Annotated in this window: 20 protein-coding genes; 14 read left to right on the forward strand and 6 right to left on the reverse strand. The window is 72.1% G+C overall.

Annotated elements, in window-relative coordinates:
• Positions 1-367 precede the first annotated feature (367 nt).
• Both ACIBQ8_RS48005 and ACIBQ8_RS48010 read left to right on the forward strand, forming a co-directional pair.
• A complete protein-coding gene (locus ACIBQ8_RS48005; RefSeq protein ID WP_397195522.1) occupies positions 368-1,126 on the forward strand; it encodes a polysaccharide deacetylase family protein in 759 nt (252 codons plus the stop codon).
• A 21-nt stretch (positions 1,127-1,147) separates the two neighbouring features.
• Positions 1,148-1,798 (forward strand): DUF2461 domain-containing protein, encoded by a 651-nt coding sequence (locus ACIBQ8_RS48010; RefSeq protein WP_397172408.1) that lies wholly within the window; start codon positions 1,148-1,150, stop codon positions 1,796-1,798.
• Between the two features lie 3 nt (positions 1,799-1,801).
• Here the strand turns inward: ACIBQ8_RS48010 and ACIBQ8_RS48015 are convergent, their stop codons facing one another.
• Both ACIBQ8_RS48015 and typA read right to left on the reverse strand, forming a co-directional pair.
• Positions 1,802-4,207, reverse strand: a complete 2,406-nt coding sequence (locus ACIBQ8_RS48015; RefSeq protein WP_397195523.1) for a hypothetical protein — start codon at positions 4,205-4,207, stop codon at positions 1,802-1,804.
• Between the two features lie 333 nt (positions 4,208-4,540).
• Positions 4,541-6,391 carry a translational GTPase TypA gene (gene typA / locus ACIBQ8_RS48020; protein ID WP_397172405.1) on the reverse strand — a complete coding sequence of 617 codons (1,851 nt, stop codon included), beginning with the start codon at positions 6,389-6,391 and terminating at the stop codon, positions 4,541-4,543.
• Between the two features lie 278 nt (positions 6,392-6,669).
• Between typA and ACIBQ8_RS48025 the strand changes: the two genes are divergently transcribed.
• The 8 genes from ACIBQ8_RS48025 to ACIBQ8_RS48060 are packed head-to-tail and all read left to right on the forward strand — an operon-like array spanning position 6,670 to position 16,070.
• On the forward strand, positions 6,670-7,068 hold the full coding sequence (locus ACIBQ8_RS48025) for a hypothetical protein (protein WP_397195524.1): 399 nt from the start codon (positions 6,670-6,672) through the stop codon (positions 7,066-7,068).
• Positions 7,065-8,288 (forward strand): NRAMP family divalent metal transporter, encoded by a 1,224-nt coding sequence (locus tag ACIBQ8_RS48030; protein ID WP_397195525.1) that lies wholly within the window; start codon positions 7,065-7,067, stop codon positions 8,286-8,288. The genes ACIBQ8_RS48025 and ACIBQ8_RS48030 overlap by 4 nt, the downstream gene beginning before the upstream one ends.
• Positions 8,285-9,079: a hypothetical protein gene (locus ACIBQ8_RS48035; protein ID WP_397195526.1), complete on the forward strand. Its 795-nt coding sequence runs from the start codon at positions 8,285-8,287 to the stop codon at positions 9,077-9,079. Before ACIBQ8_RS48030 ends, ACIBQ8_RS48035 begins: the two co-directional genes overlap by 4 nt.
• 55 nt (positions 9,080-9,134) lie before the next feature.
• The gene (locus tag ACIBQ8_RS48040) at positions 9,135-9,893 is read left to right on the forward strand and encodes an AMP-binding protein (protein ID WP_397172399.1); all 759 of its coding nucleotides are present in this window, start codon (positions 9,135-9,137) and stop codon (positions 9,891-9,893) included.
• A 52-nt stretch (positions 9,894-9,945) separates the two neighbouring features.
• Entirely contained in the window at positions 9,946-12,360 is a 2,415-nt protein-coding gene (locus ACIBQ8_RS48045; protein WP_397195527.1) for a LuxR C-terminal-related transcriptional regulator, read from the forward strand.
• Positions 12,361-12,417: 57 nt separating this feature from the next.
• Positions 12,418-12,846 carry an AMP-binding protein gene (locus tag ACIBQ8_RS48050; RefSeq protein ID WP_397172395.1) on the forward strand — a complete coding sequence of 143 codons (429 nt, stop codon included), beginning with the start codon at positions 12,418-12,420 and terminating at the stop codon, positions 12,844-12,846.
• Between the two features lie 37 nt (positions 12,847-12,883).
• Positions 12,884-15,307 carry a LuxR C-terminal-related transcriptional regulator gene (locus ACIBQ8_RS48055; protein ID WP_397195528.1) on the forward strand — a complete coding sequence of 808 codons (2,424 nt, stop codon included), beginning with the start codon at positions 12,884-12,886 and terminating at the stop codon, positions 15,305-15,307.
• A 10-nt stretch (positions 15,308-15,317) separates the two neighbouring features.
• Positions 15,318-16,070 carry an alpha/beta hydrolase gene (locus ACIBQ8_RS48060; protein ID WP_397172392.1) on the forward strand — a complete coding sequence of 251 codons (753 nt, stop codon included), beginning with the start codon at positions 15,318-15,320 and terminating at the stop codon, positions 16,068-16,070.
• A 222-nt stretch (positions 16,071-16,292) separates the two neighbouring features.
• On the opposite strand, the gene ACIBQ8_RS48065 is transcribed toward ACIBQ8_RS48060, so the two are convergent.
• Positions 16,293-17,726 carry an aldehyde dehydrogenase gene (locus ACIBQ8_RS48065; protein WP_397195529.1) on the reverse strand — a complete coding sequence of 478 codons (1,434 nt, stop codon included), beginning with the start codon at positions 17,724-17,726 and terminating at the stop codon, positions 16,293-16,295.
• A 126-nt stretch (positions 17,727-17,852) separates the two neighbouring features.
• The gene (locus ACIBQ8_RS48070) at positions 17,853-20,876 is read right to left on the reverse strand and encodes a M14 family zinc carboxypeptidase (protein WP_397195530.1); all 3,024 of its coding nucleotides are present in this window, start codon (positions 20,874-20,876) and stop codon (positions 17,853-17,855) included.
• Positions 20,877-21,079: 203 nt separating this feature from the next.
• On the opposite strand from ACIBQ8_RS48070, the gene ACIBQ8_RS48075 reads away from it, so the two are divergent.
• On the forward strand, positions 21,080-21,976 hold the full coding sequence (locus ACIBQ8_RS48075; RefSeq protein ID WP_397172389.1) for a coiled-coil domain-containing protein: 897 nt from the start codon (positions 21,080-21,082) through the stop codon (positions 21,974-21,976).
• On the opposite strand, the gene ACIBQ8_RS48080 is transcribed toward ACIBQ8_RS48075, so the two are convergent.
• Entirely contained in the window at positions 21,958-23,271 is a 1,314-nt protein-coding gene (locus tag ACIBQ8_RS48080; RefSeq protein WP_397195531.1) for a GH1 family beta-glucosidase, read from the reverse strand. The two genes, ACIBQ8_RS48075 and ACIBQ8_RS48080, sit on opposite strands and share 19 nt — an antisense overlap.
• 88 nt (positions 23,272-23,359) lie before the next feature.
• Here ACIBQ8_RS48080 and ACIBQ8_RS48085 point away from each other — a divergent pair, with 88 nt between their 5' ends.
• Entirely contained in the window at positions 23,360-23,998 is a 639-nt protein-coding gene (locus ACIBQ8_RS48085; protein ID WP_397172385.1) for a TetR family transcriptional regulator, read from the forward strand.
• Between the two features lie 4 nt (positions 23,999-24,002).
• On the opposite strand, the gene ACIBQ8_RS48090 is transcribed toward ACIBQ8_RS48085, so the two are convergent.
• Complete coding sequence (locus tag ACIBQ8_RS48090; RefSeq protein ID WP_397195532.1) at positions 24,003-24,926, reverse strand: aldo/keto reductase; 924 nt, start codon at positions 24,924-24,926, stop codon at positions 24,003-24,005.
• An 80-nt stretch (positions 24,927-25,006) separates the two neighbouring features.
• Between ACIBQ8_RS48090 and ACIBQ8_RS48095 the strand changes: the two genes are divergently transcribed.
• Entirely contained in the window at positions 25,007-25,366 is a 360-nt protein-coding gene (locus ACIBQ8_RS48095) for a MerR family transcriptional regulator (RefSeq protein WP_352352118.1), read from the forward strand.
• A 36-nt stretch (positions 25,367-25,402) separates the two neighbouring features.
• A complete protein-coding gene (locus ACIBQ8_RS48100) occupies positions 25,403-26,827 on the forward strand; it encodes a penicillin-binding transpeptidase domain-containing protein (RefSeq protein WP_397195533.1) in 1,425 nt (474 codons plus the stop codon).
• Positions 26,828-26,912 lie beyond the last annotated feature (85 nt).

Here is a 26,912-nt window from a genome sequence, read left to right on the forward strand (position 1 = left end):
GGCAGGGGGTGGCGTGTGACCGAAGCCCGCGCGGCGGCGGAGAAACTCCAGGCGGAGCTGCACGGGCTGGGAGTCACCAGCGCGTACGAGGTGGGGGACGGAGCGACCATCTCGGTCTGGATAGGTCTCGTCGTGCACTACAGGGACGGTTTTTACCGTTGGCAGGAAGGTCCGGTTAAACGTCGTCATCTGGGTACGGATCCGGTTGGATGTGCCATGCGCGTGGCGCGCCGCTACAAGGAGCTGCACGCGGACATCCCACTCTGGTGGGACGACCTGGCCAGGGAACTACGGGGGAGACCGGTCCAGGACTATCCGTAAGGCCCCCGCGTGCGGTGTTTCGGGGGAAAACATGCGCATTTGGGCTTTGCCATTCGTCCTGATCGTTCTCGTGGGCTGCGCGGCCCAGCCGGTGCCGCGCCGGCATTCCGCCTTGATCCGGCCGCAGGTCAGTCCTGAGGTCCTGGCCAAGCGGCTGATCGCGCAGCAGGCCGACTGGCCGCGCAGCCGCAAGTTCGACTGCGGCAAGATCAAGTGTGTGGCCCTGACCTTCGACGACGGTCCAGGGCCCTACACCGGCAAGTTGCTCGACCTGTTGCGCCAGCGCCACGTCAGGGCCACGTTCTTCGTGCTGGGTGAGATGGTGGCCGCCGACAGCGGCGGCCGGATCACCCGCCGCATCGTGGACGAGGGCCACGAGATCGGCAACCACTCCTGGTCCCACCCGTCGCTGACCGGCCTGTCCCGCGAGGGGGTGCGCAACGAGCTGGGGCACACCGACGAGCTCGTCCACCGGCTGACCGGGGTCAAGATGCGGGTGATGCGGCCGCCGTACGGCAGCACCGACGACGCCGTCGCCGCCGAGACCCGCCGCGAGGGCCTGGCCCAGATCCTGTGGGACGTCGACACCCTCGACTGGCTGCACCGCGAGCCCGCCGCCGTGGTCAGGCGGGCCGACACCGCCAAGGCCGGGTCGATCGTGCTCATGCACGACATCCACCCCACCACGGTCGAGGCCGTGCCGAAGGTGATCGACACCCTCGCCAGGAAGGGCTACACGTTCGTCACGATCTCCGAACTGTACGGCCGCCCGCCCACGCCGGGCCGCACGTACACCGCACGGTGAGCGGCATGGCACGCTTGGGCCATGGCTTTCACCGGCTTTCCCGACGAGGCGTTCATCTTCTACGAGGGCCTTGAGGCGGACAACTCCAAGACCTACTTCACCCGCCACAAGCACCTCTACGAGGACGCGGTCCGGGCGCCCATGGCGGAGCTCACCGACGAGCTGGCCGCCGAGTTCGGCCCGGCCCAGCTCTTCCGGCCCTACCGCGACGTGCGCTTCTCCAAGGACAAGACGCCGTACAAGACCCATCAGGGCGCCTTCGTCGATCTGATGCCCGGCATCGGCTACTACGTCGAGATCAGCGCCGCCGGCCTGTACGTCGCCGGCGGCCGCTACACCCAGGCCCCCGACCAGATCGCCCGCTACCGCGCGGCCGTGGACGAGGACGTCACCGGCAAGCCGCTGGAGTCGATCACGGCCCGGCTCGCCGAGGCCGGCTACACGATCGGCGGCGACCGGCTGAAGACCAGGCCGCGCGGCTTCGACGAGGACCACCCGCGCATCGAGCTGCTGCGCCACAGGTCCCTGTTCGCGGGCGTCCGCCACGAGCCGGAGCCGTGGGTGCACACGGCCGAGGTGCGCGGGCGGGTCGAGCGGGCCTGGCGCGACTTCGCCGCGCTGATCGACTGGCAGTGCGCGCACGTCAGGGGCAGCGAGCTGCCGCGCCGCTGAGCCTCACCGCTGGCTCGTCGTGACCTGGTCGCCCTTCAGGATGCGGTCGACCGTCTGCCCGGCCGCCGAGCTGGCCGCCGTCGTGCCCACGGCCAGCGCCAGGGCCAGGGTCGGCGCGGCCAGGCTGCGCACGCTGCGCAGGTTGCGCACCCTGGCCCACGGCTCGCCGGCCAGGTGCATGATCCGCCACTCCCAGAACAGCCCGAGCCCGACGCAGACCATCATCACCTGGCCCACCACGATGGCCACGACCTGCGCCTTGTCGAGGGGGCCGATGTCCGGCTCGACCAGCGTCGACAGGTAGCCGGCCAGGCTGGTCAGCAGGGCCGCGACGGCCAGGTGCAGCGCCTTGGTCATCGGCTGGGTGCCTCTGACGCACGGGTAGAAGTAGCCGAACAGGAAGCCGAACGCGGGCAGGGTGAGCAGGTAGCGGCCGTCGAAGAGGAAGCTGGTCAGGTCCGCGCCCTCGGGCCGGCCGTAGACCAGCGCGAACGGCAGGCTCAGCAGCAGGCTGACGGTGAACGCCGACACGCCGTTGTGCCAGGGTGTGCAGCCGGCCGCCGTGGCGAAGGCGGTCTCGGGATGGCGGCCGTGCTCGCGCAGCGCCGACTCCAGGGCCTGCCGCCGCTGGTCGAACTCGGCCATCGACATGTCGGCGGCCAGCCGGGTCCGTCCCGCGCGGTACAGCTCCTGCTCGGCGAGCAGCAGCAGGCGCCGGTGCAGGGCCGCGCGGACGAACTGCCGGTGCTCCTCCTGCGTGTCCGGCTCCACGACGGACGCCGGCGGCCCGGCGAGCAGCCAGCGCGCGGTCAGCCAGGCCACGATCGAGGTGATGGCCAGCAGCGGCAGGGGCACGTCGATGTCGGCCAGCGTCGTGCTGCCGCCGGGCGTGATGTAGAGCACCATCAGCACGACGACCATCGTCGACTCGGCGGCCGGGTCGCGCACGGCCGCCACCTGGGAGCCCAGCCGCCACAGCCGCAGCACCAGCATCGCGAACCCGAGCAGCAGCAGCCCGAGCACCCCGCGGACCAGCGGGTCCAGCGGCAGGCTGCCGATCGTCGGGACGGCCGCCCGGGGCACGGCCAGGCTCCACGACCCCGCGTCCAGCCATTCCGTGGGCCAGCCCTGCACGAGCAGGCTCACCACGACCGCGCCCACCACCGCTCCCCGGCTCCACCGCCTGGTCGCCACGGTCACCGCCGCCACGGGGATCATCGCCCAGCTCAGCGCCAGCAGCAGCCGGACGCTGTCGGGCGGGTACACGCCGTCCAGCAGCGCCCGCAGCCACAGGGCCAGCGCCAGCAGCCCGACCGCGGCCTCGGCCCACAGCGCGGCCAGGCGGACGACCACCGGCCGGACCCCGAGGTCCACGCTGAAGCCGACCGCCGCGCCCGCCGCCGCCAGGGCCGCGACGGCTCCGCCGGTCAGCAGGACGCGTCCGGGGAGCTGGCCGTGCAGCCACGACCAGCTCAGCATGCCGAGCCCGACCAGCAGGCCGAGCCCGGTCACCGTGAGCAGGTCGCGGCCGGTCCAGGGCGGGCTGGTGGGCAGCACCCGTCCGGCGTGCCGCAGGGCCATCACCGGCACGGCGACGAACAGGATCACGTACCCGACGGGCGACCACTCCGCGGCGACCAGCGGGATCAGCAGGGCCGGCGCGGCGATGGCCAGGCCGACGACCAGCTCCCTGTTGGGCACCCGCTGCCACCACCGGCGGCCGAGCGAGCGCACCAGGAACACCGCCAGCGCGCACGCCGTGAGCACGCCGAGCGCGGTGGCCCAGGAGAAGTCGTCCTCCTCGGCGACGTCGGGGAAGCCGTAGGAGCCGGGGGCCAGCGTCAGGCTCACCGGGTAGGCGCCGACGGAGAACCGCAGCAGGCCGCGCTCCTGCCGTTCCGGCTGGATGCCCTCGACGCGCAGCACGGTCCACTCGCCGGGCAGCACGGTGACCGCGCGCACCACGACGATCAGCGGGAGCGCCGTCGGCGAGGTGAAGTCGAGCCGGAGCAGCCCCTCGACCTTGACCTGGCGCAGCAGCGTCACCGTGAACTCGGCCGTGACGTGCCCCGGCGAGGAGACGATGAGCGGCGCGAGCCGGGTGGTGGGCGCCAGGCTCTGGCCGTCCACCTTGAGCGCGCCGAACCCGGAGTCGGTCACCTGCGGCAGCGTGCCCGGGAAGCCGCCGCCCTGGCGCAGCGCCTCGGCCAGCGGGTCGTCGGGACGCATGTCCAGCCGGTGCCTGACGGTGATCCTGACCTGGCGCTGCCGGGGATCGATCCGCCCCTCGGGGACGGCGTCGAGGTCGGCGGCGCGGGCCGGGGCGACCGAGACCTCGGTGGCGGCCGTACGGGCCCATCCGGTCGCCGGGTCGGCGCGGGCGGCGGCGGCCGCCCACGGATTGGTCACGACGGTGCTCTTGGGCCTGTCGGACCCGGTCACGGGCCTGGCTGCGATGGTGCACCAAACAATCGCCCCGAACGACACCAGAGCCAGCCCGAATGACATTGCCATCCGGAGCTTTCCCACAATTGGGATGATTCTCCGGCATGCCGAAATGTTCTATGGCATAGGGTCACGGTGTTATCACAGATGGTCTCATGACCATGTTTCTTTACACCGTGACCCGGGAGAGGCGTTCCATCGCGCGTGCTCGGGCCGCCGGTTGACAGGCCCTTCTGACACGGAAACCGCGTGCCACCGGAAAAGGTGACACGCGACCGCGGTGCGGAGAGAAACGAATCAGGCGCGCTTGGCGCGGGCGGCGGCGCGGCCGCGGGCGGCGGCGTCGAGCACGACCTTGCGGATGCGGACCGCGTCGGGCGTGATCTCCACGCACTCGTCCTCGCGGATGAACTCCAGCGCCTGCTCCAGCGACAGCGTCCGCGGCGGGATGACCTTCTCGGTCTCCTCGCTGGTGGACGAGCGCATGTTCGTGAGCTTCTTCTCCTTGGTGATGTTCACGTCCATGTCGTCGGAACGCGAGTTCTCACCGATGATCATGCCCTCGTAGACCTCGGTGGTCGGCGAGACGAACAGCGTGCCGCGCTCCTGGAGGTTGAGCATGGCGAACGCGGTCACCGGGCCCGACCGGTCGGCCACCAGCGAGCCGTTGTTGCGGGTGCGCAGCTCGCCGAACCACGGCTCGTAGGAGTCGAAGACGTGGTGGACCAGGCCGGTGCCGCGGGTCTCGGTCAGGAACTCGGTGCGGAAGCCGATCAGGCCGCGGGCCGGGACCACGAACTCCATGCGGATCCAGCCGGTGCCGTGGTTGGTCATGTGCTCCATGCGGCCCTTGCGGACGGCCAGGAGCTGGGTGACCGCGCCGAGGTACTCCTCCGGGCAGTCGACCGTCAGGCGCTCGACCGGCTCGTGCACCTTGCCGTCGATCTCCTTGGTGACCACCTGCGGCTTGCCGACGGTCAGCTCGTAGCCCTCGCGGCGCATCTGCTCGACGAGGATGGCCAGCGCCAGCTCACCGCGGCCCTGCACCTCCCAGGCGTCGGGACGGTCGGTGGGCAGCACGCGCAGCGACACGTTGCCGACCAGCTCCTTGTCGAGCCGGTCCTTGACCATGCGGGCGGTGACCTTCGAGCCCTTGACCTTGCCGACCAGCGGCGAGGTGTTGGTGCCGATCGTCATCGAGATCGCCGGCTCGTCGACCGTGATCAGCGGCAGCGGGCGCGGGTCCTCCGGGTCGGCCAGCGTCTCGCCGATCATGATCTCGGGGATGCCGGCGATGGCGATGATGTCGCCGGGGCCGGCCTCCTCGGCCGGCTTGCGCTCCAGCGCCTCGGTCATCAGCAGCTCGGTGATCTTCACCTTCTGGATCGTGCCGTCGGTACGGCACCAGGCGACCTGCTGGCCCTTGCGCATGACGCCCTGGTGGATCCGGCACAGCGCGATACGGCCGAGGTAGGAGGAGGCGTCGAGGTTGGTGACGTGCGCCTGCAGCGGGGCGCTGGGGTCGTACGTGGGCGCCGGGATCGTCGACTTGATGATGTCGAACAGCGGCTCCAGGTCCTCCGAGTCGGGCATGCCGCCGTCGTCGGGACGGTTCAGGGAGGCGCGGCCGGCCTTGGCCGAGGCGTAGACGATCGGGAAGTCGATCTGCTCCTCGGTGGCGTCGAGGTCCATGAAGAGCTCGTAGACCTCGTCGACGACCTCCTTGATGCGGGCGTCGGGACGGTCGACCTTGTTGATGCACAGGATGACCGGCATCTTGGCGGCGAACGCCTTGCGCAGCACGAACCGGGTCTGCGGCAGCGGGCCCTCGGAGGCGTCGACCAGCAGCACCACGCCGTCGACCATGGACAGGCCGCGCTCGACCTCGCCGCCGAAGTCGGCGTGGCCGGGGGTGTCGATGATGTTCAGGGTCATGCCGCCGTGCTGGACGGCGGTGTTCTTGGCGAGAATGGTGATGCCCTTCTCGCGCTCCAGGTCGTTGGAGTCCATGACCCGGTCGTCGACGTCCTGGTTCGCGCGGAAGGCCCCGGACTGCCAGAGCATGGCGTCGACCAGTGTGGTCTTGCCATGGTCGACGTGCGCGATGATCGCGATGTTCCGCAGGTCGTCGCGGCTGTTCAAAGGCATGATGACTTCTCGCTCTGTGTCGTGGGGGCGGCCGCGCGAAGTCGCGACCCACCAAGTCTAGTTGATCCCCTCTCGTGACAAGAGCGGGACAAGGCGTCTGCGGCGCTGTAGGGGTGAACGCGCCGGCCGGCGCGTCTGATTCCCGGCGTCCGGCATGGATCACGGGCGGCAGGGCAGGGAGCGACCGTGAGGGACGAAGGACTGGTGCTGCTCCTCGCGTGGGGGCAGTTCGCGGTGCTGCTCGGGCTGCTGGCCTACTTCCTGCTGCGGGGCCGTACGTGAGGCGGGTGGCGGCCCTGCTCGTGCTGCTCGTGGCCGCGGCCGGCTGCGTGAGCCCCGCGTGGGACGACCACGACTACGCGCTCAAGGCCGAGCAGTCGGACGAGAGCGTCTCCTCCACCATCCGGATCGTCCGCCTGGCCGTCCAGAACTCCCACCGGCTGACCAGGCCGTACCTCAAGGTCGTGCTCACCGACGCGGCCGGCGAGCTCGACGCGGTCGGCGACCAGTTCGGCGGGGTCCAGCCGCCCTCCGAGCGCTCCGACGAGCTGCGCGACCGGCTGCTCGACCGGATCCAGCGGGCCGAGGAGCTGGTGGACGACCTGCTCATCCAGGTACGCCGGGACCGGATCAAGGACCCCGCCCAGGCAGTGCGGGAGCTGGAGGCGCTGGGGTGAAGAAGCTCTTCGCCGTCACGCTCGGCATCCTCAGCGCCGTCGGCGGCTTCGTGGACATCGGCGACCTCGTGGCCAACTCGCTGGTCGGAGCCCGGTTCGGGATGTCGCTGGCGTGGGTCGTGGTGGTCGGCGTGGTGGGCATCTGCCTGTTCGCCGAGATGTCCGGCAGGATCGCCGCGGTCTCCGGCCGGCCGGTCTTCGACCTCGTCCGCGAGCGGCTCGGACCGCGGGCGGGGCTGCTCAACCTGGGGGCGTCGTTCTTCATCAACCTGCTCACGCTGGCCGCGGAGATCGGCGGCGCGTCGCTCGCCCTGGAGCTGGCCACCGGCGTCAACTACCTGCTGTGGGTGCCGGGGGTGGCGCTGGTCGCCTGGCTGGTGATGTGGCGGGTCAGATTCGAGACCATGGAACGGGTGTTCGGGCTGGCCGGGCTCGCGCTGGTGGTGTTCGGGGTGGCGGCGTGGCAGCTCGGCCCCGACTGGGGGCAGCTGGGCGGCCAGCTCGCCTCGCCGCCGCAGGCCGAGGGGGCGGCGACCTACTGGTACTACGCGGTCGCGCTGCTCGGCGGCGCGATGACCCCGTACGAGGTGTTCTTCTTCTCCTCCGGCGGCGTCGAGGAGCGGTGGACGCGCAAGGACCTGGTGACCGCCCGCGCCAACGTGTTCGTCGGCTTCCCGCTCGGCGGCATGCTGTCGCTGACCATCATGGTCTGCGCCGCCGCGGTGTTCCTGCCGGCGCAGGCCCAGGTGGAGTCGCTGGCGCAGATGGTGCTGCCCGTGGGCGTCGGGCTGGGCAAGGTCGGGCTGGCGATGGCGATCATCGGGGTGTTCGCGGCCACGTTCGGCGCGACGCTGGAGACCGCGCTGTCGTCGGGGTACACGCTCAGCCAGTACTTCGGCTGGCGGTGGGGCAAGCGGGTGCGGCCGAGGGACGCCGCCAGGTTCCACGTCGTGGTGCTGGTCGCGGTCGTGCTGGCCGCGGCGCTCATCCTGACGACCGTCGACCCGGTCATGGTGACGGAGTACTCGCTGGTGTTCTCGGCCGCCGCGCTGCCGTTGACGTACCTGCCCGTGCTGATGATCGCCAACGATCCCGACTACATGGACGACCGGGTCAACAGCCGGTTCACCAACGCCGTCGGCACGGCGTACATGATCCTGCTGTCGGCGGTCGCGGTGGCGGCGATCCCGCTGCTGATCGCCACGAAGGCGGGCCAATGAGGGCCCGGGAGCTCCACGCCGACCTGCACCTGCTCGACCGGCAGGTGGTCGGCGCGGACGACGGCGAGCCCGTGTGCAAGGTGGACGACCTGGAGCTGGCCGGCGACCCGCCGTACGTGGCGGCCGTCCTCGCCGGGCCGCTCGCGCTCGCCCCCCGCGTCGGCGGACTGCCCGGCTGGCTGATCAGCTCGGTGACCACGCTGTTCCGGCCCGAGGAGCACCCGCAGCCCCGGCGCGTCCCCATGCACCTGGTCACCGAGATCGGCAGCGCGATCAAGGCGAGCGGCGAGCTCGCCGAGCCCGCACTCGAACGCTGGGCGCGCGAGAACGTGATCGCCCGGATCCCCGGCAGCGGCGGCGAGCGCCGGCCCGGGGGAGAGGTCGTGCACGCCGCCGGCCTCGCCCCGCGGATCAGCTGGTTCAAGGGCCGCACCGTGACCGACGCGGCCGGCGAGGTGGTCGGCAGGGTCGCCGACGTGCGGCTGCGCCAGGACGGCCCGCTGCTCATGGGCGTGCAGAACGCGTTCCGGGTCAGCGACCTCATCGTCGTGCCGCGCCGCACCGGCAAGCTCTTCGGGTACGAGCGCGGCCCTGGCGGCCGGGCCCCCTGGCTGGTCCAAGCCCTGATCAGGCACCGGCTCAAGGGCAGCAGGCTGGTGGCCTGGGAGCAGCTCGCCTGGGAGGGCGGCTCCTGGTCGGAGGAGCCCGGCGCCGGCCTGCGCCTGAACGTGCCCGCCGACCGGCTCGCCCTCCTCACCGAGCTGTACGAGCGCGAGCCGGGACGTACATAGCAGGTTGCACATTTGTGTGCATGGCAGGAGCCCTCGCGGTCCCTACATTGTCGTCATGACGTGGACAGAGCTGGTTATGGGCTCGGCACCGAGCAAGGGCGACCAGCCGGCGGTGAGCGACGTCAGGACCGGCGAGGTGCTGTCGTACGCGCAGTTCGCCAGGCGGGTCACCCGCGCGGCGGGCGGGCTGCGCCGCGACGGGCTGGCCTTCGGCGACCGCGTCCTCATCGACCTGCCGCTCGGCGCGTCGCTGGCGGTGGCGGTCCACGCGGTGGCCTGGGCGGGCGGCGTCGCCGTGCTGGGCGGCCCTGGTCCGGTCCGCATGGTGATCACCCGCGGCGCCCGCGAGCCCGGCGGCGCCGCCGCGGACCGGGTCGCGGACCGGGTCTACGCCTTCCGCCCCTCGCCCGGCGCGCTGCCGTTCGCCGGGCTGCTCAACGCGAGCCCGGTGGAGTTCGGCCCGCTGGCGGGCGCGGCGCTGGAGCCGGGCGGCGGCCGCGTGCTCGACCACGGGGAGCTCGCCGCCGACCTGCGCAACCTGGCCGCCCGCCTGGTGGTCGGCAAGGACGACGTCGTCGTCAACGCGGCCGGCGACCTGCTCAAGGGGCTGCGGGTGCTCGACCTGGCCCTGATGTCCGGCGCCCACGTGGTGATCGCCGCCAACGAGCCGACCGTCATCGGCTGCCGGGTGCTGGCCGCCGAGCGCAGGGCCACCATGGTCGTGGCGCCCTACGACGTCGCCAGGCGGCTGCTGGGAAACCCCATTCTGCGCGTTGTGGACGAAAGGGCGATCGTCAGCTCGCTTGGCCTGTGAAAAGTGCGACACTGTGGAAGAGTGTGATCCTTCGGCGACGCAGGGTGAACACATGCCAGAGGCCCCCCGGCACAATCTTCCAGCAGAGCCCAATCGGTTCGTGGGCCGCGAACGCGACCTCGACGACCTGCGCGGGCTGTTCGGCGAGACGCGCGTGGTCACGTTGTGCGGCGTCGGCGGCATCGGCAAGACCCGGCTGGCCCTGCGGGTGGCCGCCGGGCTCGTGGGCGGCTATCCGGGCGGGGTGTGGCTGGTCGAGCTGGCCCGGGTCAGCCGTCCTGAGCAGATCGTCCAGGAGATCGCCCGGGTGCTGCGGGTGCGCGAGGAGAGCGGGCGTCCGCTGCTCGACACCGTCACCGCCCGGCTGCGCGAGCTGCGCTGCCTGCTGCTGCTCGACAACTGCGAGCACCTGGTCGACGGGTGCGCCGAGCTGGCCGCCGAGCTGGTCGCCTGCTGCCCCCGGCTGAGCATCCTGGCCACCAGCCGGGAGCCGCTGCGCATCGCCAGCGAGCTGATCTGGCGGGTGCCGCCGCTCGACCTGCCCGAGATGGGGTACGCCGACGCCGAGTCGGTGCAACTGTTCATGGACCGGGCCGCCGCCGCCGGCACCCGGCTCGGCCCCGACAGCCTGCCCGACGTGGTCCGCCTGTGCCAGGCGCTCGACGGGCTGCCCCTGGCCCTGGAGCTGGCGGCGGCCCGTACGAGCCTGCTCAGCCCCGGGCAGATCGCCGACCGGCTCGACGACCGGTTCTCGCTGCTGACCACGGGCGGCCGTACGGCCCCCGCGCGGCAGCGCACGCTGCTGGCCACCGTCGACTGGAGCTACGACCTGCTGTCGGCCAAGGAGCAGGTGCTGCTGCGCCGGCTGTCGGTCTTCGCCCGCGACTTCGACCTCGACCTGGCCGAGCAGGTCTGCGCCGAGCGGCCCATCGCCCGGGACGAGATCGTCGACCTCCTCGGCGGCCTGGTCGACAAGTCCCTCGTGCTGTGCGACGAGGAGCGCAGGCGCTACCGCATGCTGGAGACGATCAAGCGGTACGCGATGAAGCGGCTGGAGCGGGCCGGCGAGCGCGAGGACGTCCGCGAGCGGCACCTCACCGTCCTGTGCGACCTCCAGGAACGCCACTTCACCACCGAGATGGTCCGGCCGGGCGTGCCCTGGCCGGAGCGGCTGGAGTGCCTGACGGCCAGCAAACAGCTCCTCGACGACCAGCGGGCCGCCCTCGACTGGGCCGCCGAGTCCGGCAACGCGCGGCTGGGCCTGCGCCTGTGCGCGGCCAGCACCGCCCTGCTGCCCATCTCCGGCAACCTGACCGAGATCGTCGGCTGGATCGAGCGGCTGCTCTCGCTCGACCTCGAACCCGTGCCCGAAGAGCAGGTCGCTCAGGGCAAGGCGTACCTCGCCTACGGGCTGGAGGCCCGCGACGAGCTCAGCCGGTCGCTGGAGGTGGCCACGCAGAGCCTGGCGGGCCTGGGCGAGGAGAACAGGTTCACCCGCTGCGTCATGCACAGCCTGGTGGTCGTCGTCCTGCTCCGCATGGGCCGCATCGACGAGGCGCTGCACCACGCCGAGCGGGGCCTGGCCGAGGCCACCGAGTCGGGTGACGCCTGGAACCAGGCGGCGGGGCTGGCCGGGCTGTCGGCGGTGGCGCTGACCAGGGGCCGGCTGCGCGAGGCCCAGCGGCTGGGCGACGAGGCCCTGGCGCGGGCGCGCGAGCACGGCCACCGCTGGCTCATGGCCAGGATGGCCGCCCAGCTCGGCGCCGTGGCCGAGGCCCGCGGCGACCTGGAGACCGCCAAGTCCCGCTACGAGCTGGCCGTCCCGTGGCTGTGCGAGCTGGGCAGCGACTCCGACCTGGCGCGCTGCCTGGCCAGGGTGGGCCGGGTGGCGGCCATGCTGGGCGAGTTCGCCGCGGCCAGGGAGCGGCTGGCCGGCAGCCTCGCGCTGAGCCGGCAGACCGGCCAGCGGCAGGGGGTGGCCCGGTGCCTGGCCGGCCTGTCGGTGCTGGCCGAGCACGAGGGCGACCTCGACGGCGCGGTGCTGGCCGCCGCCGCCGCGGCCACGCTGCGCGAGTCGATCGGCCAGCACTCGGCCACGATCCGGATCGAGGAGCTGCTCTCGCGCGCCCGCGCCAAGCTCGGCGAGGGCCGTACGGCCTCCCTGTGGTCGCGCGGCCGGGCGATGAGCCCCGACGCCGCCGCCCGCCAGGTGCTGGCGGGGGAGCGGCCCGCGGCGCCGCGGCCCGTGCCGGCCGAGCCGGTCAGGCACTCGCTGCTGACCGTGCGCGAGCTGGAGATCGCCGGCCTGCTCACCCGCGGCCTGTCCAACCGGGCCATCGCCGAGGAGCTGGTGATCAGCCCGGCCACGGTCGCCCGGCACATCGCCAACATCATGGAGAAGCTGGGGTACACCTCGCGCGCGCAGATCGCGGTGTGGGCCGCCGAGCACCCCAGCGCTTCTGCATAGGGATCTGCATATTCCGCCCCATGTAGGCACGTGCCCCCCCTCCCTACCGTGGACGCCATGGATGAGCACATCGTCATGGTGGACTCCGGCACGGGTGTGGAGTTCACCGAGAAGCAACTGGACGAGCGGTCGGCGATCGCGACCGCCCAGTTGCGGCGCAGAGGGGTGCGCGCGGGCGACACGGTGCTCGTCTGCCTGCCCGTGGGGCCCGACCTGCTGGTGGCGGCGGACGCGGTGATCGCGGCGGGCGGCGTCGTCTGGCCGGTGCCCGCCGACCTCGGCCGCGCCGGGCTGGGCGAGCGCATCCGGGCCAGCGGCGCGCGGGTGATGATCTCCGACGTGCCGGAGGCGCTGGAGGCGGCCGAGGAGTCGCGGGTGCGGATCGTGATGAGCGTGGCCGAGCTGGGCGGACGGCATCCGTATCCGCTCGGTCGCGGACAGTCCACGGAAAGTGATCGCACGAGGTCGGCCGGGGGTGGAGACTGAGCGGACCTGTGATCCTCCGCTGACCCTGGGCACCGACATGACTCCGCCAGTTCCGCACAACCTGCCCGCAGAGCCCAACCGTTTCGTCGGCCGCGGGCGCGACCTGACCGAGCTGAGCACGCTGGTCCACGACGAACGCGTGGTCACGTTGAGCGGCGTCGGCGGCATCGGCAAGACCCGCCTGTCGCTGCGGGTGGCGGCCAGGGCCGCGCCGGGGTTCGCCGACGGCGTCTGGCTGGTCGAGCTGGCCCGGCTCGCCGACCCCGCCCTGATCGTCAACGAGATGGCCGGGGTGCTCGGCGTCCGCGACGAGGCGCCGGGGCGGCTGCTCGACGGCCTGCGCGTACGGCTGCGCGAGGCCAGGGCGCTGATCGTGCTGGACAACTGCGAGCATCTGGTCGACCGCTGCGCCGAGCTGGTCGCCGGCCTGATCGCCGACTGCCCCGAGCTGCGTTTCCTGCTCACCAGCCGCGAGCCGCTGCGCATCCCCGGCGAGCTGGTCTGGCGGGTGCCGCCGCTGGAGCTGCCCGACGACCACCATCCCGACGCCGAGTCCGTGCTGCTGTTCGTCGAGCGGGCGCTGGCGGCGGGGGCCCGGTCGGTGACCGGCAGCATGGACGACGTCGTGCGCCTGTGCCGGGCGCTCGACGGCCTGCCGCTGGCGCTGGAGCTGGCCGCGGCCCGTACGAGCCTGATGAGCCCGGGCCGCATCGCCGACCGCATCGGCGACCGGTTCACGCTGCTGACCAGGGGCGACCGTACCGCGCCCGCCCGTCAGCGCACCCTGCTGGCCACCGTCGAGTGGAGCCACGACCTGCTGCGGCCCAAGGAGCGCGTGCTGCTGCGCCGGCTGTCGGTCTTCGCCGGGCTGTTCGACCTGACGGTGGCCGAACGGGTGTGCGCCGACGGCGGCATCGTGCCCAGGGCCGAGCTGCTCGACCTGCTCAACGGCCTGGTCGACAAGTCGCTGGTGCTCCACCACGACGGGCGCTACCGCCTGCTGGAGACCATCAGGCAGTACGCCGCCGAGCGGCTGGCCGAGGCCGGCGAGCTGACCCGGCTGCGCGACCGGCACCTGCGGGTGATCTGCGAGGAGATGGAGCACTGCTACCAGGCCGGCACGCTCGACCCGCGCATGCCCTGGTCCGCCCGCGTCCCGCACTTCGCCAGGGGCCGCGCGCTGATGGACGACTGCCGGGCGGCGGTGGAGCGGGCGGTGGAGTCGGCCGACCCGGTGCTCGGGCTGCGCCTGGCCCGCGCCGCCCTGGCCATCCTGGCCGTGCGCGGTGAGCTGGGCGAGACCGTCGGCTGGCACCAGCGGCTGCTCGCCCTCGACCTGTCCCGGGTGCCCTCCGACGTGGTCGCCGTGGCCAAGGGCGGCCTGGCGTACGGGCTGGAGATCTGCGACGAGCTGGCCCGCGCCGAGGAGCTGGTCGTGCAGGGGGTGGAGGAGCAGAAGAGGCACCCGTACACCCACTGGCTGGGCGTCACCTACAGCGTGGCGCTGGCCGTGTTCTTCCGCACCGGCCAGAGCGAGAAGGCACTGCGTTACCTGGAGGAGCTGGAGGCGTCGGCCACCGCCCACGACGACCTGTTCAACCTGGCCACGGTCCGCATCGCCCAGCTCAACCTGGCGCTGTTCCGCGGCCAGCTCCGCCAGGCCCGCCGGCGCGGCGAGCAGGCGCTGGCTCTGGCCAGGGAGGCCGGCCACCACTGGACGCTGGCCAGGGCGCTGACCCACCTGGGCGCGGTGGCCGAGGCGGCGGGCGACCTGGAGGCCGCCATGACCTGCCACACCTCGGCCCTGCCGCTGCTGGAGGACATGGGCAACCGGGTCGAGCTGGCCCGCTGCCAGGCCAAGCTGGGCCGGGTGGCGGCCCGGATGCACGACTACCCGGCCGCCCGGCTGCACCTGGCCGCCAGCCTGGCCCTGAGCACCCGCACCGGCCAGCGCAGGGGCGTGGTGCGGGCGCTGACGTCCATGTCGGCGCTGGCGGCCGAGCAGGGCGACCTGGAGGGCGCGGTGCTGGCCGCCGCCGCCGCGACCGCGCTGCGCGAGGCCATCGGCCAGTACGGCGTCCCCGGCCCGGTCCAGGAGCTGCTCACGCGGGCCAGGGGCGGGCTCGGCGAGGGCCGGGTGTCGCTGCTGTGGGCCAAGGGGGCCGGGCAGTCGCCGGACGAGGTCGCCAGGCGGGTGCTCGATCCCGGCCGGACCGTCGCGGCAGGGCCGTCAGGGCCGCCGCCGGGAGGCTGGCAGGGCGGGCTGACCGGCCGGGAGCTGGAGATCGCCGCGCTGCTCACGGGCGGGCTGAGCAACCGGGCCGTCGCGCTGAAGCTGGTGATCAGCCCGGCCACGGTGGCCCGGCACGTCGCCAACATCATGGAGAAGCTGGGCTTCGCCTCCCGGGCCCAGATCGCGGTGTGGGCCACCGAGCACGGCCTGGAAACGGACCACGAATAAGCTGGTGTTCATGCCTTTCGCGCCCCATTTCCCGGTGATGCTCAGGACCGAGGACGGTGTCCGCATCGACGCCGCCCACACCCCCTCGGCGGCCGGGGACGTCGGGATCGTCATGGCGCACGGCTTCACCGGATCCTGGCGCGAGCGCACCGTCCGCCGCATCGCGCACGTGCTCAGCGGCTACGGCGGCGTGCTCGCCTTCGACTTCCGCGGCCACGGGCGCTCGGGCGGCGAGACGACGGTCGGCGACCTGGAGATCCTCGACGTGGAGGCCGCCGTCCGGCATGCCCGCGTGGTCGGCTACCGGCGGATCGCGGTCGTGGGCTTCTCCATGGGCGCGGCGGTGGCCGTCCGGCACGCGGCGCTGCGCCGGGGCGTGGACGCGGTGGCGGCGGTCAGCGGCCCGGCGCGCTGGTACTACCGGGGCACCAAGCCCATGCGCCAGGTTCACTGGGCCATCGAGCAGCCGTTCGGCAGGTTCGCCGCCCGGGTGGCCAAGCGCACCAGGATCGCCGGCGGCCAGTGGGACCCGATCCCGATGCCGCCGTACGAGGCCGCCGCCCTGGTCTCGCCCGCCCCGCTGCTGGTCGTGCACGGCGACGCCGACGCCTTCTTCCCGCTGGAGCACGCCCACCAGCTCTACGACGGCGCCCGCGAGCCCAAGGAGCTGTGGATCGAGCCGGGCTACGGGCACGCGGAGTCGGCCGCCAGCCCCGAACTCATCCGGCGTATCGGTAAATGGATCTCCTCGAACCTTTCGTGAGTAATACCCGTCTACCTAAGACGGATGGAAAGGATCCGCCAGGAGAAAAGTCCTCGGGGAAGGAAACCGCCTTCGCGGTGGCCTTGGGACATACTTCAGTAGCCGGGCAGTCGCCGACTGTAGGCGGCGGATCCGGCGCCTAGCGTCGCGGGGGCACGCTGGGCGCCTTCCCCGGCCCGCGAGAGGGGCCCCGCGGCGCGCGGGGCCCCTCTTCGCCCGCCGCTAGCCCAGCCGGGCGATCGTCTTGTACTCCAGGTAGCCGTTCAGGCCCTCGGGGCCGAGCTCGCGGCCGATGCCGCTGGCCTTGAAGCCGCCGAAGGGCGCGTTCGACTCCAGCATGAAGCAGTTGACGCCGTAGGTGCCGGTGCGCACCTGGCGGGCGACGTTCATGCCGCGCTCGGCGTCGGCCGTCCAGACCGTGCCGGCCAGGCCGTAGTCGCTGTCGTTGGCGATGCGCAGGGCGTCGGCCTCGTCCTCGAACGGGATCACCGCCAGGACCGGGCCGAAGATCTCCTCGCGGGCGATGCGCATGTCGTTGCTGACGTTGGCGAAGACCGTGGGCGCGACGTACCAGCCGCGGTCGCGGGGACGGTCGAGGCCGCCGACGACGACCTTGGCGCCCTCGTCCATGCCGATCTTGATGTAGCCCTCGACGCGCTCCTGCTGGCGCTTGGCCACCAGCGGGCCGATGCCGGTCGCCGGGTCGGCCGGGTCGCCGACGGGCTGGGAGTTGACCATGTTCGCCACGGCGTCCACGACCTCGTCGTACCGGCTGCGGGAGGCCAGGATGCGGGTCTGGGCGACGCACGCCTGGCCGTTGTTCATCAGCGTGGCCATGGCCAGGAAGCCCATGCTCGCCTGCAGGTCGGCGTCGTCCAGGATGATCGCGGCGGACTTGCCGCCGAGCTCCAGGCTGACCCGCTTGAGCTGCTCGCCGCAGATGGAGGCGATGCGGCGGCCGGCGGCGGTGGAGCCGGTGAAGGCCACCTTGTCGACGCCGGGGTGGGAGATCAGGTGCTCGCTCACCTCGCGCCCGGCGGGCACGATGTTGAGCACGCCCGCCGGGATCCCAGCCTCGGCCGCCCACTCGGCCAGCAGGTACGCGTCCAGCGGCGTCTCGGGCGCGGGCTTGAGCACGATCGTGCACCCGGCCAGCAGCGCGGGCGCGACCTTGGTCATGGTCACGAACTGGGGCACGTTCCACGGGACGACGGCCGCGACGACGCCGACCGGCTCGCGCCGCACGGTGATCGGCCCGAACAGCCCGGGACGCTCCTCCTCCTGGGCGAACTCCTTGCCCAGCCCGGCGTAGAACTGCAGCATGCCGAGCGGCTGCGGGGCCTGCGCGAGGTTGGAGAAGGTGATCGGCGAGCCCATCTCCTCGGTGATCAGGGCGGCCATCTCGCCCTGGCGCTCGTTGTAGATCGCGGCCAGCCGCTCGATCACGGCGGCCCGCTCGGCGAACGTCATGCGCGGCCACGGCCCGTGGTCGAACGCCTGGCGGGCGGCGGCCACCGCGCGTTCCACGTCCTCGGCGGCGCCGTCGGGGACGCGGCCCACGACCTCCTCGGTGTGGGGGGAGATGACGTCGATCGTCCCGGTGCCCGCGGGGGTCACCCATTCGCCCCCGATGAACAGCTTGTCGTGCTGGCGCATGTCGTGAGCCTCCTGCTTGACCGAATGCTTGCTTGCTGCGCGTACGCCTCAAGGCGACCGAACCATGTTCTGTCCGTGCACGCAAGAGGGGCGCGGCAGCGGTGTGCCGCGCCCCTCCGGGCGTCGCTAGCGGGGGTCGCCCAGCAGGTGCCGCATCGACCGCTTGACCAGGTCCGTACGCGTGGCCTGGCCGGTCAGGCTCTCCACGCCGAAGCCCAGATAGACGGTGTCCGCGGTGACGATGCCGCCGCCCTCCTCGAAGACCTGGTCGGTGCGGAACCAGTTGTTGATCGAAGGGGCCGAGCCGGCCGGCGGCGCGGCGACGGCCCAGCCGCCGAGGTCGGACTCGAAGGAGGTGTCACCGGCCGCCGCGCCGTCCAGGGTGACCTTGGCGTCGTCGAGGAAGACGCCCGCGCCCTGGGTGGACCAGTCGCTGACGTAGGAGATCGACAGCTCGACCCGCTTGCCCGCGTACGGGGTCAGGTCCACCTTCCACTGCTGCCAGCCGCCGGAGTTGCCCGAGGCGGCGTGCCAGGCGCCGGAGGACCCGGTCGGCTCGCAGGCCGCGCCCTGGTAGTGCCGGGTGAACGGATGGATCACCCGCCAGCCGCCGCTGTTCTCGGCCTTGCAGCTCTCGCCGGTGCTCTGCGAGGTGTGGCCGTTGACGTCGGGGAGGGTGGTCCAGTCGTCGGCGCCCGCGGTGTGCGCCTCGACCGTCAGGAAGTCCCAGTCGGCCTCGGTGTCGTAGGAGGTCCAGAACGACAGGTCGCCGGAGCTCCTGCCGGTCAGGTCCACGGTCGTGGTCAGCCGCTTCCAGGAGACGTCGGCGATGCCGCTGTAGACGTCCCAGGAGCCGGTGTGGGGGTCGAACGGGCCGCCCGGGCGTACCCACTTGACCTGGGCCGAGCTGGCGAACAGCGGGAACTGCGCCGGGGGCAGGATGGCCGAGGTGGCCACGAACGAGTTGGTGTGGCTCGGCTCCAGCGTGCCGGCGAAGCCCTCGAACGCGCCGCCGTTGCCCTTCAGCGCGAACGGCTGCCCGCTCGCCCGGTCGGCGCCGCCGTCGTCGAAGAAGACGTAGGCGCCCAGCCAGTACTGCTGGAAGTCGTTGAACACCTGGATGCACGGCGGGTCGTCGGGGACCGTGCACTCGGGGTGGCCGGGCTGGTCGGGCTCGTAGTAGTAGGCGCCGTTGTTGTTGGCCGCGTACGAGGGGTACTTGCCGGCGTGCAGCAGCTTGCCGCCCTCGTTCAGGTAGTCGCGCACCGCCAGCTCGGTGTCCACGCCGCCCTTCGACGTGGTGCCGGCGACCTGCCCGGGGGAGCGGGGGATGACGTCGTCGCCGGTCTCCCAGACCACCGCCTTGTAGTGGCTGAGCACGCCGAGCGGGTGCGGGGCCCTGCGGCCCATCTTGTCCATGTCGTAGACGTCGGTCGTGTAGCCGGCGTCCTGGAGCGCCTTGACGTAGTCGGCGGCGTACTTGGCCTCGGTGCCGCCCTGGGCCGGGCTCAGGCCCGTGACGTCCTCGGTGGCCAGCACGAGCACCTTGCCGCCGATGTCGTCCTGCACGGTGTAGGTGAACTCGCCGCTCTTCCTGCCGATCGCGCTGAACCAGACCTTGACCTTGTCGCCCGGCCGGGTGCCGGTGATCCTGCCGCGCAGCCGGTGGTAGTAGCGGTCGTAGCCCTTGCCGTACCGCTCGCCGCCCTTCCACTCGCCGGTCGGCGCGATCCTCGTCCGGCCGCCGTTGACCTGGTAGTTGAGCAGGACGGGCCCGACCTTCCTCTTGGCGGTGACCTGGACGGCCTGGTCGGTGCCGTAGCTGAACTCGAACGGGTCGAGCACGAAGTCGGGCGTCCTGTTGCCCAGGTGGCTGACCGGATCGGCCGGGTCCGCCGCGGACCTGGCGACGTCGAGCGCGAACGGCAAATTCTTCTCGAACTCCGCCTGCACGGCCGCCTCGTCGTCGGGGAAGACGAACCCGCAGCCGTCGCAGCCCTCGTCGAGCTCCGGCGTCCAGGACAGGGTGCCGTACCTGGCGTGGGCGTGGTCGTTGGTGTCGCCGTTCGTGGTGTAGAGCTCGGCGCCGAGGTCGGGGTCGAACCCGGGGACGGCCGGGGCGTCGTCGTCGCCGGTCAGGGCCTCGTAGATCGGGTTGTCCGCGGTCTTCGTGGCGATCTGGAACCCGCTCGGGTAGAGCAGCAGCGGGCCGAAGGAGTGGTAGTTCAGGTTCATCTCGAACCTGACCCGGTTGAGCAGGCCGTCCATGGCCCTGGTCTCCGGCTCGCTGGCCGGGCCGGTCCCGCGGAAGGTCTCGCTGCTCGGGATGCTCGACGAGCCCTCCTCGTCGTAGCGGAAGTTGGTGGGGAAGTTGCGGTTCGGGTCCACGCCGTCGCCGTTGGTGATCTTCCCGTCGCCGTCGTTGTCGCGCAGGTTCTTGCGCCACAGGCGGTTGCCCTCGGTGAAGGTGAAGTCGTAGCCGTCTGGGTTGGCCACCGGCACGAACCACAGCTCGGTCCGGTTGAGCAGGTCCCGCAGCGCCGACCTGTTGGCGATCACGTACTTCAGCAGCCGCAGGTCCACCTCGGCGGCGATCCACTCGCGGGCGTGCTGGGTGGCCGAGTACAGCGTGGCGGGCTTGAGCCCGTCGGGCAGCAGCCGGGCGCCCGTGGAGACCTTGACGGCGAGGATGTCCCGGCCCTTGAGCGTCCTGCCGATGGACTGCAGCTTGACGATGTCCCTGTTGGCGTCGGCGATCGCCCTGAGCTGGTCGGCGATGCCGCCCCGCTCGGAGTACGACCGCCACACGGTGTAGCCGCCGGCCGCCTGGGCCTTGGCGGCCTGGAGGTTGCTCTGCCCCTGCGCGTTGCGCACGGGCTCGGGGCGCAGGCCGAGCTTGGCCAGCCCGGCCAGGTCGGCCTGGGTCGCGGTCAGCTCGACGTGCTCCTTGTCGCCGCCGTTCTCGTGCTGGACGACGTCGAAGCCCTTCTCCCGCAGGAACTGGGCGGTGCCCGGCTTGCCGTCCACCTGGTAGAGGTCGATGCGGTCGCCGGGCGGCAGCGGATCGACCGACGCCTCGGCGGTGAGGGGGACGAGGGAGGCGCCCAGGCCGAGAAGCGCGGCCGCGGCGATGGTCATGATTCGAGACACGATCTGCCCCTTCGCAGAGACGAGTTCGATCGCCATCTCAGACCGGGATCAAGCCCTCCACAAGGCCCAAACTTTTAGATCTTCCTTATTTCCGACAAAGGACCATGTACCTCGCCAAAGGTGCGTCACTTGGCTGGTTCGGATGACAGCCATCAAGATCATCTTCTATAGTTTCGGTCCGTCTATGCGAGGAGGGGACGGGTGTGAGGATCTGGCGGCTCGCCGCGGTCTTCGTCGTCCTCTCCGGGCTGCTCGGGCTCGCCTCCCCGCAGCCGGCGTCGGCCGATCCCAACATCGACGAGCTGCGCAGACTCACCAAGCAGGCGTCCCGGCTGAACGACCTCTACCGCGGCCAGATCCAGAGCCTGGAGGAGATCAGGATCCAGGCCAAGAACGCCACCGACACCTCCGGCGACCTGGCGGCGCGCCTGGCCGCGGCCCAGGCCGGCGTGGCCGAGATCGCGCGCCAGACGTACGTCACCGGCCCCCTCGACGGCATGCAGCTGTTCGGCCTCACCGCCGACCCGGCCATCGCGCTCGGGCAGGCCGCGAACATGTCGTACATGGCCACCGAGCGGACCGAGCGCGTCCGGAGCATCCAGAAGCTCATCGCGAAGTCCAAAGAGGCCAAGCTCAACGCCAACGACAAGATCGACAAGCTGAAGAAGGAGATCAGGACCCTTCAGGGCAAGCGGCGCGAGATCGAGCGCCTGCTCGCCAAGTACGGCTTCCAGCAGCCCGGCGGCGCCGAGGGCCTGACCCAGCGCATGATCACGGTACGCGCCGAGATCATGCAGAACTTCCCCATGAAGTACGGCGTGGGCTGCCTGCGCCCCGGCGACCCCGGTGAGCACGGCAAGGGCCGGGCCTGCGACTTCATGATGTCCCGCGGCGGCACCATGGCCTCGGGGGCCGACGCCGACCGCGGGGACGCCCTGGCCGAATGGCTCATCAAGAACGGCTCGCGGATCGGCGTCATGTACATCATCTGGAAGCAGCGCTACTACGACATCCGGTCAGGCGGCGGCTGGGACCCCATGTCCGACCGGGGCGGCGTGACCGCCAACCACTACGACCACGTTCACGTGTCGGTGTTCTGAGCGATCCGCTCCCGGTACCACGCGTAGGACGCCTTGGGGGTGCGGCGGCCCGTGGCGAAGTCCACGTGCACCAGGCCGAAGCGCTGGTGGTAGCCCTCGGCCCACTCGAAGTTGTCCAGCAGCGACCAGACGAAGTAGCCGTCCACGTCCACGCCCTCGGCGCGGGCGGCCATGACGGCGTCGATGTGGCCGCGCAGGTAGTCGATGCGGGCCTGGTCCTCGACCGTCCCCTGCGGGGTGAGCTCGTCGGGCTGGGAGCAGCCGTTCTCGGTGACGTGGATCGGCGGGAGCGCGCCGCCGTACCGGGCCTTGAGGCCGGTCAGCAGCTCGCGCAGGCCGTCGGGGACGACCGGCCAGCCGAACGCGGTGGTGGGATACCCCGTGACGCCGGTGTCGGTGAACGGGAGCGCCTCGCCGGGCGGCGGGGCGGCGATCCGGGTGGGGTTGTAGTAGTTGATGCCGAGGGCGTCCAGGGGGGCCGAGATGGTCTCCAGGTCGCCGTCGCGGACGAAGTCCAGGGCGGCTGTGTAGGCCGAGAGGTCGGGGTACTTCCCGAGCAGCACCGGGTCGTTGAACAGCCGGTTGTGCAGGACGTCGTAGGCGTCGGCGGCCTTCACGTCCGCCTCCTGTTCCGAGGCGGGCCAGACCGGCGTGCAGTTGTTGGTGATGGCCACCTGCCGCGCGCCCGCCGCCCGCAGCGCCCCGGCCGCCAGGCCGTGGCCGAGGAGCTGGTGGTGGGCGACGGGGAGGGCGTCGAGCAGCAGGGCCTGGCCGGGGGCGTGGATGCCCATGGCGTGGCCGAAGGCCATGTGCACGAACGGCTCGTTCAGGGTGATCCACAGCGGGATGCGGTCGGCCAGGCGCTCGGCGACGATCGCGGCGTAGTCGGCGAAGCGGCCGGCCGTGTCGCGCTCGGTCCAGCCGCCGCGGTCCTGGAGGGCTTGGGGCAGGTCCCAGTGGAAGAGCGTCGGCACGGGCTGGATGCCGGCCGCCAGCAGGCCGTCGGTGAGGCGTTCGTAGAAGTCGAGGCCCGCGGGGTTGACCTCGCCGGAGCCGAGCGGCTGCACCCGCGGCCAGGCGATGGAGAAGCGGTAGGCGTTCACGCCGAGGCCGGACATGAGGGCGATGTCCTCGCGCCAGCGGTGGTAGTGGTCGCAGGCCACGTCCCCGGTGTGGCCGTCCCTGGTCCGGCCGGGCTCGTGGGCGAAGGTGTCCCAGATGGACGCGCCCCGGCCGTCCTCGGCCACCGCGCCCTCGATCTGGTAGGCGGCGGTCGCCGTACCCCATAAGAACATCTCGGCTCCTTTATGCGAGTATGGCTCATGTTAACGGACGGCAAAGTGGCCGGTCTGTACCTGCTGGTAATAAGCCAGGATGGGGAGCATGACGAGTACCTTGCGCCGCCGTCCCGCCCAGCGCCGGAGCGTGGAGCGGGTGGAGCGGATGCTCGACGAGTGCGCGCTCCTGCTCGACGAGGTGGGCTACGAGGCGTTGACCACGAAGGAGGTCGCGCGCCGCGCCGAGGTCCCCATCGGCACCTTCTACCAGTTCTTCCACGACAAGCAGGGCCTGGTGCGCGCCCTCGCGCTGCGCAACCTGGAGGCGTTCCTCCAGCGGGTCACCCAGTGCATCGCCGAGGCCGACCTCGGCCACTGGACCGACCTGGTCGACCTGGCCATCGACGAGTTCGTCGACATGAAACGCACCACCCCCGGGTTCGCGGTGGTCGACTTCGGCGAGGTCCTGCCCACCCCGGGCGGGCCGCCGCTGGAGGGCACCAAGCGCACGCTCGACAGCGCCCTCGACAACAACGTCATCGTGGCCGACCGGTTGCGCGCCCTCACCCTCGCCCTGCTCGACGCGCCCGCGGGCCCCGGGCTCGACCGGGCGCTCGTGGTCGCCGTCGAGGCCACCGACGCCGTGCTCAAGCTCGCCTTCCGGGCCGATCCCGACGGCGACGCCGACCTGATCGCCGAGTGCAAGCAGCTCGTCCGCCGCTACCTCGCCGACCACCTGCCCTGATCCCCTAGGCGGCGGCGTTCAGGCGGGCGCGCAGCTCGGCGTCCAGCTTGACGTCCGCCGCGCCGACGACCTCGTCGAGCTGGGCCGTCGTGGACACGCCGACCACGGGCACGTGACCGTCGGCCATCAGCCACGCCAGCACCACCTGGTTGGGCGTCGCGCCCAGCTCGCCGGCGACCTCGCCCAGCACGGCCAGGCGGCGGGCGGTGCCCGGGTGGTCGTAGACCTCAGGCATGGGCCGGTCGGCCCGCGTGTAGGCCCCCGCCATCAGCGTGTTGTAGGCCCACAGCGTCACGTCCGGCTCGGCGGCGACGTAGTCGAGGGCATCGTCCGAGGCCAGCGTGTGGCCGCCCTCCGGCAGCCGGGTGAAGGGCCGCGGGCGCAGGTAGGTGTGGCGGAGCTGGAGGTGGCCGTACGGCAGCCAGCCGCGCGCGCCCGCCAGGTTCCTGGCCCGCTCCAGCCGCCAGGCGGCGATGTTGCTCGCTCCCAGCGCGCGGACCTTGCCCTGCTCGGCCAGCGTGTTCAAAGCGCCGAGCGTCTCGTGCAGCGGCACCGAACGGTCCTCGATGTGCGACCAGTACAGGTCGACGTAGTCGGTCCGCAGCCGGCGCAGGCTGCCCTCGGCGGCCCGCGCGACGGCCGCCGCCGACAGGCCCTCGGCCGAGTCGAGCGTGCGGTCGCCGGGCACGCTCGGCCGCGCCCCGCCCTTGGTGCCGATGAACATCCGGTCCCGGTTGCCGCGCGCGGCCAGCCAGGCGCCGATGGCCTCCTCGCTCTCGTCGCCGGTGCGGCCCTCGTTCCAGAAGGGGTAGTTGTTGGCCGTGTCCAGCATGGTGCCGCCGGCGTCCTGGAAGCGGTCGAGGATGGCGAAGGTCTCCCGCAGGCCGACGCCGGTGCCGAACGGGATGGTGCCGAGTGCGATCTTCATGGGGCAGAACCCTCGGACCTGGAGCGCACTCCATGTCAAGCCGTTGACCTGGAGCGCGCTCCAGGTGGAAGACTGGGAGCGTGAGCGTGTACACCCCCGCCGAGGTCGTCGAGGAGACCGGCTTCAGCCTCGACACCCTCCGCTACTACGAGAAGATCGGCCTGCTGGAGCGCGTGGAGCGCAACGCGGCCGGTCAGCGCAGGTTCAGCGAGGAGGACGTCGGCTGGCTCGGCATGATCCGCTGCCTGCGCGACACCGGCATGCCCATCGCCATGCTGCTGCGCTTCGCCGAGCTCGTCCGCGGCGGCGACGACACGATCCCCGACCGCATCAGGCTGCTGGAGGAGCACGACCGGCAGGTCCAGGCCCAGATCGCCAACCTGGCCGAGCGCCAGAACTACATCCACCGCAAGATTTCCTACTACCGCAGCGTCCTGTAGCCCTGCCTTGGTGGTCCGGTTGTTAGACCAAGGACCATGGCGGGAACCAGGGCGAAGCAGATCGACGTCCCGCTGGGCCGCATGGCCGTGCTCTGCTCGGTCCTGCTGTTCGTCCTGCTGGCCCACCTCACGGTCGTCCAGGGGTTCGGGACGCGGGCACTCAACGCCGACCGCCGCAACGAGCGCTCGCTCATCGCCCGCTTCGCCCGTCCGCGCGGCGACATCCTGACCTACGACGGCGCGACCGTGGCCAGGAGCCGCCCGACGCCCGGCGGCGGCCCGTACCGGTTCCAGCGGGTCTACACCGACGGCGAGCTCTACGCCCCCGTGACCGGCTACATGTCCCTCTACCGGTCCACGGGCGTGGAGGAGGCCGAGGACGGCGTCCTGTCCGGCGACGACGCCAAGGTCAAGGTGCGCTCGATGGTCAGCGACGGCGACGTGGCCGGCGCCGACGTGCGGCTGACCATCGGCCAGCGCACCCAGTGGACCGCCTACCACGCCCTGGAGGCCGCCGGCGTGCCCGGCGCGGTCGTGGCCATCGATCCGGCCACCGGCGCGATCCTCGCCCTGGCCAGCTACCCGTCCTACGACCCCAACACGCTGGCCACCTTCGACCCCGCCCGGCTCGACGGCGCCCTCGACCGGCTGCGCGAGGCCCCCGGCCGGCCCCTGCTGAACCGGGCGCTGGACCAGGTCTATCCGCCGGGGGCCACGTTCAAGGTGGTGACCACGGCCGCGGCGCTGGCCTCGGGCGAGTACACGCCCACGGCCCCCGTGGACGCCGCCGTCCGCCCGCGGCTGCCCGCCGCGCTCGCCGGTTCGTGCGGCAGGTCCCGGCCCACGCTGCTGCGCGCCTTCCAGACCTCGTGCGACACCGCGTTCGCGGGCATCGGGGTGCAGCTCGGCCAGGACATCCTCAGGGACCAGGCCGAGGCGTTCGGGTTCGGCGACGGCGACCTGCGCGTGCCGATGGCCCCGGCGCGCAGCACGTACCCGCAGGGCATGGACCGGGCGCGGACCGCCCTGTCGGCCGTCGGCCGGGACCAGGACCGGGCGACGCCGCTGATGGTGGCGATGTTGTCGGCGGCCGTGGCCAACAACGGCGTGCTGATGCGGCCGTACCTGGTGGAGGAGGTCAGCCTGCCGGACGGCTCGCTGCTCGGCCAGGCGGGGCCGCAGCCGTACCGCACCACCATGACCACCGTCCAGGCCCGCTACCTGGCCGCGATGATGACCGCGGGGACGCACGCGGGCGGGCCGGGCGCGGCCGTCGCCGTCCCCGGCGTCGAGGTGGCCGCCAAGATCGCCGCGAACGGCGGCGAGCACGCGCTGGCCACGGCGTTCGCCCCGGCGACCGCCCCGGAGGTGGCGGTCGGCGTGGTGCTGGAGCACCCCGGCCCCCGGGCCGGCGCGGTGGCGCAGGTGGCCCGCGCGGTGCTGGAGGCCGCGCTGGCCTGACAGTGATGATGTAGATGAGTGCTTCCCGCCAGGGTTTGACCCATGGCCTGACTGACCTCTGGGTCCTCAACGGGATCTGTCGGCC

Origin of the sequence: Nonomuraea sp. NPDC049646, assembly GCF_044465525.1 — a bacterium.
Taxonomy (GTDB): Bacteria; Actinomycetota; Actinomycetes; order Streptosporangiales; family Streptosporangiaceae; genus Nonomuraea.

Coding starts and splice junctions, on each gene's coding strand:
- ACIBQ8_RS48060 (WP_397172392.1), top strand. CDS start 15,318: ATGCCTTTCGCGCCCCATTTCCCGGTGATGCTCAGGACCGAGGACGGT.
- ACIBQ8_RS48085 (WP_397172385.1), top strand. CDS start 23,360: ATGACGAGTACCTTGCGCCGCCGTCCCGCCCAGCGCCGGAGCGTGGAG.
- ACIBQ8_RS48040 (WP_397172399.1), top strand. CDS start 9,135: ATGACGTGGACAGAGCTGGTTATGGGCTCGGCACCGAGCAAGGGCGAC.
- ACIBQ8_RS48050 (WP_397172395.1), top strand. CDS start 12,418: ATGGATGAGCACATCGTCATGGTGGACTCCGGCACGGGTGTGGAGTTC.
- typA (WP_397172405.1), bottom strand. CDS start 6,391: ATGCCTTTGAACAGCCGCGACGACCTGCGGAACATCGCGATCATCGCG.
- ACIBQ8_RS48100 (WP_397195533.1), top strand. CDS start 25,403: ATGGCGGGAACCAGGGCGAAGCAGATCGACGTCCCGCTGGGCCGCATG.
- ACIBQ8_RS48090 (WP_397195532.1), bottom strand. CDS start 24,926: ATGAAGATCGCACTCGGCACCATCCCGTTCGGCACCGGCGTCGGCCTG.
- ACIBQ8_RS48065 (WP_397195529.1), bottom strand. CDS start 17,726: ATGCGCCAGCACGACAAGCTGTTCATCGGGGGCGAATGGGTGACCCCC.
- ACIBQ8_RS48045 (WP_397195527.1), top strand. CDS start 9,946: ATGCCAGAGGCCCCCCGGCACAATCTTCCAGCAGAGCCCAATCGGTTC.
- ACIBQ8_RS48010 (WP_397172408.1), top strand. CDS start 1,148: ATGGCTTTCACCGGCTTTCCCGACGAGGCGTTCATCTTCTACGAGGGC.
- ACIBQ8_RS48055 (WP_397195528.1), top strand. CDS start 12,884: ATGACTCCGCCAGTTCCGCACAACCTGCCCGCAGAGCCCAACCGTTTC.
- ACIBQ8_RS48035 (WP_397195526.1), top strand. CDS start 8,285: ATGAGGGCCCGGGAGCTCCACGCCGACCTGCACCTGCTCGACCGGCAG.
- ACIBQ8_RS48080 (WP_397195531.1), bottom strand. CDS start 23,271: ATGTTCTTATGGGGTACGGCGACCGCCGCCTACCAGATCGAGGGCGCG.